This is a genomic window from Candidatus Thiosymbion oneisti (assembly GCF_900092655.1).
GTDB classification, from domain to species: Bacteria; Pseudomonadota; Gammaproteobacteria; order Chromatiales; family Chromatiaceae; genus Thiosymbion; species Thiosymbion oneisti.
Map to the genome: position 1 here is coordinate 1 of NZ_FLUY01000766.1, position 13,214 is coordinate 13,214.

The 13,214-nt window shown below is 60.6% G+C and carries 11 protein-coding genes; 1 reads left to right on the forward strand and 10 read right to left on the reverse strand.

Going from position 1 to position 13,214, the window contains the following annotated elements:
- The first annotated feature begins 88 nt into the window (after window positions 1–88).
- Window positions 89–697, forward strand: coding sequence for an AAA family ATPase (locus tag BQ17_RS23270; protein WP_256091520.1), 609 nt, complete (start codon window positions 89–91; stop codon window positions 695–697).
- 474 nt (window positions 698–1,171) lie between these two features.
- Here the strand turns inward: BQ17_RS23270 and BQ17_RS08180 are convergent, their stop codons facing one another.
- From BQ17_RS08180 to BQ17_RS08225, 10 genes are all read right to left on the reverse strand, one after another.
- Window positions 1,172–2,380 carry a type II secretion system F family protein gene (locus tag BQ17_RS08180; RefSeq protein ID WP_089726016.1) on the reverse strand — a complete coding sequence of 403 codons (1,209 nt, stop codon included), beginning with the start codon at window positions 2,378–2,380 and terminating at the stop codon, window positions 1,172–1,174.
- Between the two features lie 4 nt (window positions 2,381–2,384).
- Window positions 2,385–4,163, reverse strand: a complete 1,779-nt coding sequence (gspE, locus tag BQ17_RS08185) for a type II secretion system ATPase GspE (protein WP_089726018.1) — start codon at window positions 4,161–4,163, stop codon at window positions 2,385–2,387.
- 211 nt (window positions 4,164–4,374) lie between these two features.
- Complete coding sequence (locus BQ17_RS08190; RefSeq protein WP_089726020.1) at window positions 4,375–6,258, reverse strand: polysaccharide biosynthesis protein; 1,884 nt, start codon at window positions 6,256–6,258, stop codon at window positions 4,375–4,377.
- Entirely contained in the window at window positions 6,255–7,298 is a 1,044-nt protein-coding gene (locus BQ17_RS08195) for an MraY family glycosyltransferase (protein ID WP_089726022.1), read from the reverse strand. The genes BQ17_RS08190 and BQ17_RS08195 overlap by 4 nt, the downstream gene beginning before the upstream one ends.
- A 263-nt stretch (window positions 7,299–7,561) precedes the next feature.
- The gene (locus BQ17_RS08200) at window positions 7,562–8,116 is read right to left on the reverse strand and encodes a DJ-1 family glyoxalase III (protein ID WP_089726024.1); all 555 of its coding nucleotides are present in this window, start codon (window positions 8,114–8,116) and stop codon (window positions 7,562–7,564) included.
- A gap of 13 nt (window positions 8,117–8,129) precedes the next feature.
- Entirely contained in the window at window positions 8,130–9,497 is a 1,368-nt protein-coding gene (locus BQ17_RS08205) for a S41 family peptidase (protein ID WP_089726026.1), read from the reverse strand.
- A gap of 42 nt (window positions 9,498–9,539) precedes the next feature.
- Complete coding sequence (locus BQ17_RS08210) at window positions 9,540–10,802, reverse strand: murein hydrolase activator EnvC family protein (RefSeq protein WP_089726028.1); 1,263 nt, start codon at window positions 10,800–10,802, stop codon at window positions 9,540–9,542.
- Complete coding sequence (locus BQ17_RS08215) at window positions 10,799–11,218, reverse strand: secondary thiamine-phosphate synthase enzyme YjbQ (RefSeq protein WP_089726029.1); 420 nt, start codon at window positions 11,216–11,218, stop codon at window positions 10,799–10,801. The genes BQ17_RS08210 and BQ17_RS08215 overlap by 4 nt, the downstream gene beginning before the upstream one ends.
- 22 nt (window positions 11,219–11,240) lie before the next feature.
- The gene (locus tag BQ17_RS08220; RefSeq protein WP_256091521.1) at window positions 11,241–11,648 is read right to left on the reverse strand and encodes a CoA-binding protein; all 408 of its coding nucleotides are present in this window, start codon (window positions 11,646–11,648) and stop codon (window positions 11,241–11,243) included.
- Window positions 11,649–12,183: 535 nt separating this feature from the next.
- Window positions 12,184–13,068 (reverse strand): TIR domain-containing protein, encoded by an 885-nt coding sequence (locus BQ17_RS08225; RefSeq protein WP_089726032.1) that lies wholly within the window; start codon window positions 13,066–13,068, stop codon window positions 12,184–12,186.
- Window positions 13,069–13,214: the final 146 nt, after the last annotated feature.

Here is a 13,214-nt window from a genome sequence, read left to right on the forward strand (position 1 = left end):
CCGGGAGAGGGGTTGGGGAGAGGGGATCAAAAAGATGAATCGCGCTACTTTTTCACTTATAAGTTTACCACTACCTTAATCTGCAACGATGATACCGCACCATGCTCAGCGCCTTATAGAAGACGCACTCGCCCGCCAGGCGGCGGTGGCGGTCATCGGCCCGCGTCAAGTCGGCAAGACCACCTTGGCGCTGGAAATCGCTCAGAGCCGACCTGCGATTTATCTCGACCTGGAGGCGATGGCGGGCCGTGAGAAGCTGTCCGATCCGGTGCTCTTTCTCGACCAGCAGGTGGACAAGCTGGTCGTGCTCGACGAAATACACCGCATGCCTGCGTTGTTCGAGGCACTGCGAGGCATCATCGACGCCGGTCGTCGCTCAGGCCGTCGGACCGGCCGTTTTCTGATCCTGGGCATTGAAACCCGTGATGAGTTGTTTGGACATCCTGTCGTCGGCGCGAGCTGGGAAGCGAAGCGTGCCCATCAATCCATAGCTGTTGGGCACGGCGCGATAGAGGCCACAGACTCGATCGCCGGGTCGGCAGCGCGCCGTTGCCCAACCTACCCGACTCGCTTCCGGCCAAGTCGGTCCCCCAAACAGTGCTGTCCGGCATTATTTTGGTGCTGCCCGAGAGGGCGTCGTGTTGCGTTACGCCGCGGTCGGCGCCGTGCTCCGCCAAACGTTTTCTCGCGCGGCTAACGCAACCTACACCTAAAGCAAGGTCCGCGCGGGCAGGCAGCACGGCGGGGAATATGGGTGTAGGTTGTGTTAAGACGCCGGCACTGACCTGGCAGACGATCAGCGAGCCTTGGTGCGTCGCAACGCAACAGGTCCGGTCCCCCAACCAGCGCCTTTTCTAAGAAGAAATCCGGCATCGTTACCTGGCTTGCCTGTATTGACAGCTCGCCTAGGCGAGTGGAATCGGAATGGTATCCTTCCGTTCAACCGGAGTGTCACCAGGTTCTGGATGGAAACGGGACATCGTTTGATGAAGGGGCCAGGATTATCCTGGCCCCTACTCTACCGGTTCCAATCGGTGCAGCTCGGAACGTCGCGGAGGGCGTTCCCTACAATCCCAAACTCTTGTGATTCCCCCTGTAGAGAACTGCCTCTGTGTCATCCCGTGAACCGTTCGGAACCCCGGATCGAGTGTTCCCTCCGTCATCCTTCGTCCTATATCACCAACTCGTTGGCACCGAGGATAGGGACGATGATGGAGATGATGATCCCAGCCACCAGGATGCCAAGCCCGACGATCAGCACGGGCTCCAACAGGGTGAGCAGGCGCTTGACGCTGGCTTGGACCTCTTTGTCGTAGATCTCTCCGACTTTGGCGAGCATGGCGTCCAGGTGGCCGGACTCCTCGCCGACCCGGATCATTTGCAGCGCCAGCTGGGGTAGGATCTCGCGCCGTGCTACCGGCTCGGCCAAGCCGCGGCCGTGTTTGAGGTCTTCGCCCACCTCATCCAGCAGCCCCGAGAGCTTGCGGTTGGACACCACCTCCTTGGATAGATTCAGGGCACTGAGCAGTGGCAACCCGTTTTTCAGCAGCGTCGAGAGGGTGTGACAGAAGCGTGCGGTCTCCAGTTTCCAGATCAGGTCCCCGAACAGGGGTAGAGCCAGCAGCCGCCGGTCGAGCCGGGTCCGCACCGCCGGGTCTTGGAGCCGGCGTTCCACGGCCAGGGCAATCAGCGCGACCACTGCGAGCAGGGCCCACCAGTAATCCCGGAACAGGTCGCCGACGGCAATGACGATGCGGGTCGGCACGGGCAGGGCCGCCCCCATGTCTGCGAACAGGACCGAGAACTGGGGAACCACGAATACCAGCAGCATGATCACCGAGAGACCGGCTACCACCAACAGGATCAGGGGGTAGATCAGGGCCGAGGTGATGGTCTCTCTCAGTTCGGCAGTGCGCTCCAGGTAGTCGGCCAGGCGACCGAGCACCACCTCCAAGGTACCGCTGGCCTCGCCGGCACGTACCATGTTCACGTACAGGCGCGGGAACTGTCCGCCTTGTTCTTCCAGGGCCGCGGCGAAGGTGGAACCGCCGCGCACCCGCCTCTGTAAGCTTGTCATGACCCGGACGATCCGTTCTTCCGGTGCGAGATCGATCAGGATCTGGAGGGAGCGGTCCAGGGTCAGACCGGACTCCAACAGGGTCGAGAGCTCCCGGGTAAGCACGGCGATCTCTTTCGCCGTGAGGGGGCGCACCCGACCCTGGCGCAACCGGTCACTCAGTCCGCCGGCAGGTCGGATCTTGAGCGGAATCAGGCCCTGCCCCTGGAGCTGCCGAATCACGGCCCCCGCATCGGGTGCCTCCAGCTCGCCCTCCGTGGCCTCGCCGTCCTGACGCACCGCCTGGTAGGTGAACCGTGCCATCGGATCAGGTCTCCTCGCCGGCGACCCGCATGACCTCTTCGAGCGTCGTGCGTCCGGCCAGGGCCTTGCGCAGACCGTCTTCATACATGGTCGACATCCCTTCCGCAAGCGCCTGACGTCGGATGTCGGTGGCGGTGGCATGGGAGAGCACCGACTGGCGAATGCGGTCGGTCATGATCAGGACCTCGGTGATTACCAGGCGTCCCAGGTAGCCGGTGTCGTTGCACTGCCCGCAGCCCACCGCACGGTATAGCAAGAAGTCCTCCTGGTCCGGGTCCCGCAGGCGCGCGAACTTGGCAGCCAGCGCCGGCAGGGGCCGGTAGGGCTCACGGCAGGCCGGGCACAACCGACGGACCAGGCGCTGCGCCAGGATACCGTTGATGGTGGAGGTCAGCAGATAGTCCTCCACCCCCATGTCCAGCAGGCGGGTGACGCCGCTCGGGGCGTCGTTGGTATGCAAGGTGGAGAGCACGATGTGACCGGTGAGGGCCGACTGCACGGCGATCCGCGCAGTCTCGGTGTCACGCATCTCGCCGACCATGATGATGTCCGGGTCCTGGCGGACGATGGAGCGCAGGGCCCCCGCGAAGGTCATGCCGATCTGCGGCTTGACCTGGATCTGATTGATGCCCGCCAGCTGATACTCCACCGGGTCTTCCACGGTGATGATTTTGCGCTCCTGGGTGTTGAGGCGGCTCAATGCCGTATATAGGGTGGTGCTCTTGCCGCTGCCCGTGGGCCCGGTGACCAGAAAGATACCATAGGGCATGTCCAGGATGGTGCCGAGCCGCTCCCGGGGCGGGCCGTCGAATCCCAGGGCGTCGAAATCGAAGCGCACGCTTTCCTTGTCGAGCAGACGCATGACCAGGCTCTCACCGAACAGGGTGGGCACCGTGGACACCCGCAGATCGAGCTCCTTGCCTTGTACCCGCAGGGGGATACGCCCATCCTGGGGCAGGCGACGCTCGGCGATGTTGAGCTTGGACATGATCTTGATGCGGGAGATGACCGCGGCAGTGGAATGGGTTGGCGGAGAGTCCGTCTCCTTGAGGATGCCGTCGATCCGGTAGCGGACCTTGAGCTGGTCCGCGAAGGGCTCGATATGGATGTCCGAAGCGCGGGACTCCACCGCGCGCTGGATGATCTGATTGACCAGCCGGACCACCGGTGCCTCGCTGGCCAGGTCTTTGAGGTGCTCGATGTCGTCCTCGGAGACCTCGCCAAACCCCGGTGTGGACTCGTCCGCTCCGGTCTCGCCCTCCGCCTGCTCGTAGAGGCGCGTCACGGCCAGCTCGATCTCCGACGGCAGACCGACGGTGCAGGCTACCCCTTTAGCCGCGGCCATGGTCAAGGCATCCGGCACGAAGGCATCGGTGGGATCCGCCACGGCAACAGTGAGCCCCGCCTCGTCGTCGCGCAACGGCAGCACGCCGGCGTCCTTGAGAAAGCGGGGGCTGAACAGCTCCGGCGCAACCGATGATTGGGGGAAGTCGGCAGCTTCCACCAAGGGGAGGTCCAAAACGTGCGAGAACGCCAGCGCCATGTCCCGTTCCGAGACCAGACCGAGACGAACCAGCATCCGCGGGATCGGGTCGCCGCTCTCTTCCCCCAGGCGCCGGGCGCGTGCCAGATCCGGGTTTCCGAGCTTGCCCTGTTCCTGGAGGAAAGCGACGACACGGGATTCGATGGGTTCCTCCGACGCCAAGGCCGACGATGTGCCCGCGGGAACCTGGTCTTCTACTCCGTCAGCGGTAGCTGGTTGCGACTGATCGTGCAAATTCATAGTCTTCGGGGATGAACCGCCATCTCATTTATTCGTCCGCAAATAAACGCAAATTGTAACAATTCTTATTTGCGTTTATTTGCGGACGAATAAATGCGTTAGTGCAGCGTAGTAGAAATACTAATGCTATTTGTTAAGTGGATTTGTACCAGAACGAACCGCACCGAAGAACCACGGATGGACACGGATAAACACGGATTGTGATCTGTGTTTATCCGTGTCCATCCGTGGTTTCAATGCAGTGAAGTGGACCCCCAGGCGCCTCGCGCCATTGAGGTATCAGGGTACCGAGCGCGGCGTATAGGGCCGCTTCGTCACCGGCCCGGACGCCGGTTTCCAGTGCTTCGAGTCCGCGCGCCAGTTCCTCCGACTCCGGCACCAGCCCGCGCCGGGCAACGCGAATCTTGGGATGTGCAGTCTCCGCCAAGTCTTCCGATTCGTAGAAGAGCTCTTCGTAGAGCTTCTCGCCGGGCCGCAAGCCCACATACTCGATGGCGATGTCCTCACCGGGGAGCTGGCCGGAAAGACGGATCATCTGATCTGCCAGGTCGGCAATCGCGATGGGTTCACCCATATCGAGCACGAAGATCTCGCCGCCCCGCCCGATGGCTGCTGCCTGCATGATTAGCTGGCAGGCCTCGGGGATGGTCATGAAGAAACGCTTGATCTCCGGATGGGTGACAGTCACCGGTCCACCGCGCTCGATCTGGCGTCGGAACAAGGGCACCACGCTGCCCGCCGAGCCCAGCACGTTGCCGAAACGCACCGTCTCGAAGCGGGTCTTCGAAGCTTCGAAGATCGCCTGACAGAGGATTTCGGCCGCCCGTTTGGTCGCCCCCATGATGTTGATCGGATGCACCGCCTTATCGGTGGAGATCAGGACGAATTCCTCGCACCCGAAGTCGTCTGCGGCCTGGGCAACGACTCGTGTACCTAAAACATTGTTGCGGACTGCCGAGTGTATCTGCTGTTCCAACAGGGGCACGTGCTTATAGGCCGCGGCATGAAAAACGACCCGCGGTCGTTCCCGCTCAAACAGCTCACGCACAGCCGCCGCGTCAGTGACATCGAGCAGAGCGCACGCCAGCTCCACCAGGGGATAGGTGTCCCGCAGCTCCGACTCGATACGGTACAGGTTGTATTCACCGTTGTCCGCCACCAGGAGCCGTGTCGGCCGCGCGGTCGCAATCTGGCGGCACAGCTCGGCGCCGATCGATCCACCGCCCCCGGTCACCAAGACCACCCGGTTTTCCAGGGAACAGTGGATACTGTCCTGATCGAGTCGCACCGGGTTGCGGCCGAGCAGGTCCTCAATGGAAACCGGGTGCACCTGGCTGATGGACACCTGCCCCGCCATCAGGTCCCGCAGCGGTGGAACGGTACGGTAAGGCTTCCCGGCCCGTTGGCACAGCTTTACAAGGTGCTGCATTTGCCTGGTCGATGCGCTGGGAATCGCCAACAGGATCAAATCCACGGACAGCCTCACGACTAGCTCCGGAATCTCGGCCGTTGTTCCGCGGATCGGGATACCGTGCAGTTCGCTGCCGCGTCGGCGCGGCTTGTCGTCCACAAAGGCCACGGGGAGATAGGCCGGATGCGGATCTCGCAGCATATCCCTGACCAGCATCTCCCCGGCGCGGCCGGCCCCCACGATCAGGACCTGTTGCGCGTCATGCAGGGCCAGTCGGTGATCCTTCAGCCGCCGGTAGAGCAGGCGCGGGCCGGCCAGCAACAGCATCTGCAGTCCCAGGTACAGCAAGGGAAGGGAGCGCGGTACCCCCTGCATACGGTCGAAGATGAACAGAGCAAAGAAGATCAGGGCCGTGCCTGCCAGGACCCCCTTGGCAATGCGCATCAGGTCCGGTAGCGAGGCGAAGCGCCAGATGCCGCGATAGAGCCCGAATACCCAAAAGACAGAGGCCTGGATGAGCAGTACTAGGGGCAGGGCCGTCAAGGCACGGTCCAGGAACGGTTCCGGAATCACCCCGAGATTGAAGCGCAGCCAATAGGCGCCGAGCCAGGCCACCGGAACCATCGCCAGGTCATGGACGAATGCCGCAGTGCGCGAGCGCAGGCGATCGACCCAGGGCTTCATGGCGCAGCAGTACCCGCCGACCGTTCAGCCAAACGGGTCTTGATACCGAGCGCGAGGTAGATGACCACCCAAGCACCGAGCAGGAACCACTGATCGCGCATACCCAGGTCCCGCGCCGCCACGGCGGTGACTGCACAGGCCCCCATGAGCAGATAGGACCAGAGGACGGTCCTGCGGTGGCTCCAGCCCGTCAGCACCAGGCGTTGATAGTGGTGGGAACGGTGGGCCTGCCAGACGCGCTCGCCGCGTACCAAGCGGCGTAACAGGGTCCAACTGGCGTCCACAATGAAGGGCGAGAACGCCAGCCAGGCCACCCATAATGGGAACAAACCGCGCCGGGTCCCGATGAGAGACAAGGTTGCCGCCAGCAGACCCAGGACGGACGAGCCGAGATCCCCGAGAAAAATCCGGGCCGGCGGGAAATTGAACAGGAGGAATCCGGCCGCCGCCGCAACCACGACGCCGTTGGCCAGCGCAAATCCCGGATCCTCACCCTGCCAACCCAACACCCCTAGGGCCCCGAAGCCGAACACCGCCATTCCCCCCGCGAAACCGTCCATACCATCCATGAAATTGTAGAGATTGACCATCCACACCAGGTAGCCGAGGGTCAGGAACCAGGACAGGGTATTCGACAGCTCCCGGTAGATGCCCGGCAGCTCGATACCGGACCAGGCGATTCCCCCAACCAACAAGAGAATACCGGCACCTAAGTGAGCGGTGAGACGATAGCGGGCCCGGACCCCGCCGTGGTCATCGAGAAGGGAAATCCCCCCTACCAGGAGCAGGGCGCCCCCGATCCAGGCCCAGGGGGAAGGTAAGGGAAAGGCCGCGAGTGCAAGGACATAGGCAACCGCAAGTGCGGTGCAGATCGCAATCCCCCCGGTGCGCGGTAGGACGCCTGCATGGAGTGAACGTTCGTTCGGCAGATCGACCATGCGGGAGAAAAGCGCGGGAGAACGGGAAAACCACCAAGTCAACAAGGTACTGATCGTAAAGGCCACGACCAACGAAACGAAGACAACGACGGCCTGGCTCATTGGTCACACTCCGAACCAACAGCACGCGCTAGTACAGATGCTCCCAATTACCGATAACATTGAGCGAGCAGGATCTGCATGGAAAAGTTAGCCGCAAATCAACGTAACGGGATGAAGAAACGTCGATGATGGCAAGTCGATTGCAACCGATTTGCGTTGATTCGCGTTCATTTGCGGCAAAAAAGAATTCTCATTCGACGGGAACATGGCGAAATCTCTGGTAGGGTGATGCTTCCGTTATCTGCGCGCAGATGTACCACGGATCAAACCTCCCGCACCAAGGCGGTCTCCACCTCGTCCCGCTTCGCCTTGCCGACGAGCGACTCGATGAGCTGAAGCGCGAAGTCCATGGCGGTCCCAGGCCCACGGGAGGTGATCAGCTTCCCGTCCACGACCACTGGCGCCTGGAGCAGGTCCACCTCCGGGAAATCCTCCTGGATGACGGCCCCTGGATAGCTGGTGGCGGACTTCCCGTCGAGCAGACCCACCCCTGCCAGCACCTTGGGGGCGGCACAGATAGCGGCGATGAAACGGTCTTCGGCTCGATAGCGTTTGAGGAGCGCGTGAATCCGCTCGTCCTGCTCCAGCCGTTGGGCCCCGGGGAGCCCGCCGGGCAGCACGATCATATCGAACCTCTGGTCCATGACCGCTTCCAGCACGGTGTCGGGTACCAACACCGTGCTGCGACTGGCGCGTACCGGCCCCTCCGTCAGACCGGCCGTGACCACCTCGATCTCGGCGCGCCGCAATAGATCGATGACGGTGACCGCCTCCAGCTCCTCACACCCCTCGGCCAGGGGAACCAATACCCGTGCCATATTCGTCTCCTTCTCACTCCTCGGCGTGACGGCCCAGGATATTCAGACCCTTGAGTACATTCAGTGCCTCGTTGAGCGCATAGTCCTCGGCGGCCAAGGGCTGTTTCTCCGTTACGGTCTCATCTTTTCCGGCCTCATCGTCCGTGGCCTTGTCTTTGCCGTCCGGATCTTTACTGGCCGGATCTTTGCCGGCCGGTTCCTTATCATCCAGGTGATGGTGCAAATCCACTTCCTTCAATGGTGCCACGCTCGGCTTCTCCGTAACGCTGAGCTCGCCTCTGACCAGCTCGATATCGGGCTTGATCCCATGGGCCTGGATGGAGTGACCGGAAGGGGTATAGTATCTCGCCGTGGTCAACTTGAGCGCCGTGGCATCGTCTATGGGCACGATGGTCTGTACCGAACCCTTACCGAATGTGGGGTAGCCCATGATGATGGCGCGTTTGTGGTCCTGGAGTGCCCCGGCTACGATCTCCGAGGCCGATGCGGACCCGCCGTTGATCAGCACCACGATGGGGGCACCCTTGAGCACGTCGTCCGGACCGGCTTTGAACTGGAGCTCCGAGTCCTCACCCCGACCTTTCGTATAGACGATGATCCCTCCCACGAGGAAGGCATCGCTCACGCCGACGGCGCTGTTGAGGACACCGCCCGGATTGTTTCGCAGATCCAGGACCAGGCCCTTGAGCCTGCCGTCGTTTGCTTTCTCGAGTTCGTTCAGGGCCGAGAGCAGATCCTCGGTGGTACGTGACTGGAAGTGGGAAATACGCACATAGCCGTATCCCGGCTCGAGGGTTCGGCTCTTGATGCTCGCCACCTGGATGATGTCCCGCTCCAGATCCAGGTTGAAAGGCCGGTTCACGCCCTCCCGCAGGATGGTCAGGGTGATTCGCGTGCCGGGCTTGCCGCGCATGGTGTTGACGGCATCGTTCAGGCTCATACCTTTTACCGGCTTGTCATCGATTCGTATGATCAAATCCCCGGTTTTGATTCCGGCGCGCTGGGCGGGGGTATCGTCGATCGGGGCGATCACCTTGATGAACCCATTCTCCATCCCGACCTCTATCCCCAAGCCTCCGAACTCGCCGCTGGTGCCGACCTGTAGCTCGCGGTACTCCTCCTGGTCCAGGTAGGTGGAATGGGGATCGAGCCCCGAGAGCATGCCGCGGACGGCACTCTTGAGCAGCTTCTTGTCATCCACCGGTTCCACATACTCGCCCTTGATGCGCCCGAAGACCTCGGCAAAGATGCGCAGCTCCTTCAGAGGCAACTCGTCGTGTGCCTGTTCCTCCTCAGCAAGGATTACCCCGATAGAGCCGCCGGCAGCGGCAAGGAGCAGGCCGATTGCAAACGTCATGATCGATCGGAATGGGTTCTTCATCGGGATATCACTGAAAAGCTGTTTGGTTAAATAGACTGAAACTTAGGTACTCGGTGGGAGCAGAGAAGTTTCGACGCGTTTCGCTGCCGAGGTATCGGCGGCGGACTCACGTCCCGACCCGACATCGGGCCGACACCACTGCTCGGGGTTCAGGGGACGGCCCCGGTAACGGATGGCGAAATAGAGCCCGGGCGACAGGCGGCCACCGCTACTACCGCTCAGCGCGATCGTTTCGCCGGCGGCAACCCACTCCCCCCGTTCCTTGAGCAGGGCCTGGTTATGGCCGTAAAGTGTCATATAATCGTCGTCATGTGCGATGATGAGTAACAGCCCGAAACCCCGCAACCAATCCGCATAGGCCACTTGGCCATGGTAGACCGCCCGCACCTTGGCGCCTTCCTCCGCCCTCAGGACAACGCCATCCCAGCGCTGGATACCACCCGCCTTGCGACTGCCGTAGTGCGACAGCAGTGAGGCGTCGGCAAGCGGCCAGGCCAAGTGTCCGCGCAGCTGCTTTAGCGGCTGCAGCTTCTGATGCAGCTCCGCTTCGGGTAGTGCTCGGGCCTGCTGCTCGAGCCGTTCCAACAGTATGTGCATCTCCCGGGCCTGGGCACGCAACTCTTCGATGCGTTCCGCCCGGGTGGCGATGGTCTGCTCCAGGGAAGTCAAGAGCGCGGTGCGCTTGTCCTGCGCCATCATCAGGCGGGCCCGGGTCTCATCCCGGCTCTGTACCAACAAGACGAGCCGCCCCCTTTCCTTTGCTGCTTCCCGGACCAGGTCATCGAGTCTGCGCGCACGTTGGGTTACGGCTTCGATGCGCTGGATGCGGAAGCGGTTGAGGAACCCATAATAAGCCATGACTCGGCTCAGGCGATTGGAATCTTCCTGATTGAGCAGGATCCGGATATGGTTCTCCGGTCCCATGGCATACGCGGAACGCAACAGATTCTCCAGGGCAGTGCGTTCGCGGCCTAAGATTTCGCGCTCAACCACCAATCGGCTTTGGAGCTCCTCCAGAACCCGTTCCTGGTTACCGATCATCGTCATCAACCGGTGTACCGTCCGGGCCAGGTCAGCAATCTTGCGTTCGCGCCGCTCAAGCTCTGCCCTGAGCTCCTGCCGACGGCCACGGCGCACATCCAGGTTCTGCTCCAGGTCCCGTACCTGTTGCTCGATGTCGGCCAGATCGCGCTTGCGACCCTCGATGGCCTCATCTTCCGTCCCGGCCGGTACCAGTGTGGGAATCGACACCAGCAAGACGACAACCAGATGGAGTCGTCTCCGAATCAGACCGGGCGCACTCAAGATTCGGCCTCCGCGTCGGCCAGGATGGTGCAAACGACGGTCCGGTTGCGGCGGGGACCGTCGAACTCGCAGAAGAAGATATTCTGCCAGGTAGACAGGCCGAGCCGGCCTTCGATCACAGGGATGGTCTCCGACGGCCCCACCAGACCGGACTTGAGGTGCGCATCTCCGTTTCCATCCTGGACGTCGTGCTGCCACACACCCTGTGGGATCAGCTTGCGCAGCAGCTCGACCACATCCCGTTGCACACTATCGTCCCAGTTCTCCTGGATCATGAGGGCCGCGGTCGAGCCTTGGGCATAGACGGCCACCAGCCCGTTGCGTACGCCGCTGCGGCGCACCAGATCACGGACCTGGGGCGTAATATCGACCAGGGTCTCCCGCCTGTCCGTCCGCAATTTGATCAGCTCGCGCATCCGTCTTTCTCCCGTGCCTTCTTCAGAACTGCCCCGTCCGCAGCAGGACCAGGGTACAGGCGTGTTCAAAAGGGATGCGGGCGTCCTTGAGGGCAAGCTCGAGGGCGTGCGATTCGGTTCCCGGGTTCAGGATCACCCGTCCCGGTGCCAAATCGAGGATGTCCGCAATCATCGCCTTGCTGCGTGCAGGCCCCAGGTACAGGGTGAGGGTATGAACCGGCCCTTGGATCCGACGCAGGTGGTTGACCACCGGGATGCGATCGATACGGCTCACCTTCGGATGGCTCACCTTCGGATGCACCGGAATCACGTCGTAGCCCCGGTCATGCAGCAGCTTCACCGCCTGATAGGAGTAACGGGTCGGCTTCGGGCTCGCGCCTAGGACGACCACGGTCTGTTCCCGCGGCTTCAAATGGCTCCGCCGTTGCACGGCTTCGGCTTCCGTTAGTTAGTGGATGATTCACTGGGTTAGGCGTGCATTCTATCGCTTGGACTTTCGACGCAAAACTCGCACACGTCGTAACCCGATAAAAAAACCCCTGGCTCTTTATGGATTCCGGACTGCTTTGGAGTGCGCCGGCAAAGCGGCGCGACCGAATCAACCTCAGCGACGGGGGATACCAGCGGCGCTTGCCGAGAACCTGGGCAGCGGGTTCCACGTGCGCCGCGGCGACGGCGCCTTCCCCTGGCTGCAACGCCTGGCCGGGGATAGATGCGTCGCCAAATCCAAAGCGGCGGCGGGTTTGCAGCGTACATGCCGGCACCCCCGGTTACACCAGGTAGCGTGGGTTTCTACCAATACCGGGATAAGGTCGCCGCCGCACTCCAAAGTTTCCGCCGGACCGCTCCGGTTCGCCGCCTGCCGGTGCGTCCCTGCACGCAGACAGATGCTCACCACACTCGACGGTCGTGCCGGGGAGGGAGGATAGAACAGTCTGGAATCCATAAAGAGCCAAAACCCTTTGTTAGAAACCAATTGATGTCAGATGTTTTTTCAGTGAATCTTCAATTTTGGATTTTCCTGCAATCTTGTTTTTATAAAAGATTGTTCTAATTCCGGATAGGTCAAAAGGTAGTCTTTCCCTATTGTCATCGCAAAGCAATATCGTCGGCTTATTGATTCCATGGGAATAACCGACCTCATAATATACATTTGGGTTGTCCGGGGTTATGTCGGCAATCACGATAGCGGATTCCTGAATGGAATTTACAATGTCCTGAATGATCGGGTTTTGCGTAAAGATATCATCGGCTCGGATTGCATCGAATCCGAATTCTTTGCAGACCGGATTAATGACTTCATTATATAGCTCATCGAACTCCTCGGTAAATTGCATCACGACAAAGGCCTTCGGGATATCTTTGCTGATTTTTATCTCGGATACGGTTAAAGGAGAATTACCACCAAAATAAAATGTAAGCTGGGACTTTTCCACGATTGCATTTGTGGCGCAAACCGACACATTGTCGACGAACAGATTGATTTTCGAGCCTTTGACCGTGACTTTAATCGAGTATGTTTTATGGGCCGACAGTTGGGTACCGAGACCTGCAACAGACAGATTCTGAAATTGATTGTTTCTGAATATACCTATTCCATATGGCGCACCATTGTAATTCAATCCTACATGTACTTGAGCTTCGAGTCCATAGTTGAATACCAATTGGCAATGTGAGGAAGCAGCTTCCAATGTTACGTCGAATTCGATTTCACCATTTTCAAAATATATATCCGATTTCGTGAATGCATGACTGGGAGCACCCATTTCCAAATTCGCAGCAGGAGTTGGACGATATCTAAGTTCACCTTTCTCAAAGATCGTATTTCCCGACAGATTGATCCAGTTCATTTTTTTAACTCCTGTTTTTTGTTGTCAGCGCCAAGGGCAATCCGCCCGTCACCTGATCGTTCAGACTCTCCACTGTCTTTGCTGCCTCCCTGGCATCGGCAGATTCCGGCAATCCCTGTCGGAATGACGAGGTGGGGTCTGAACCA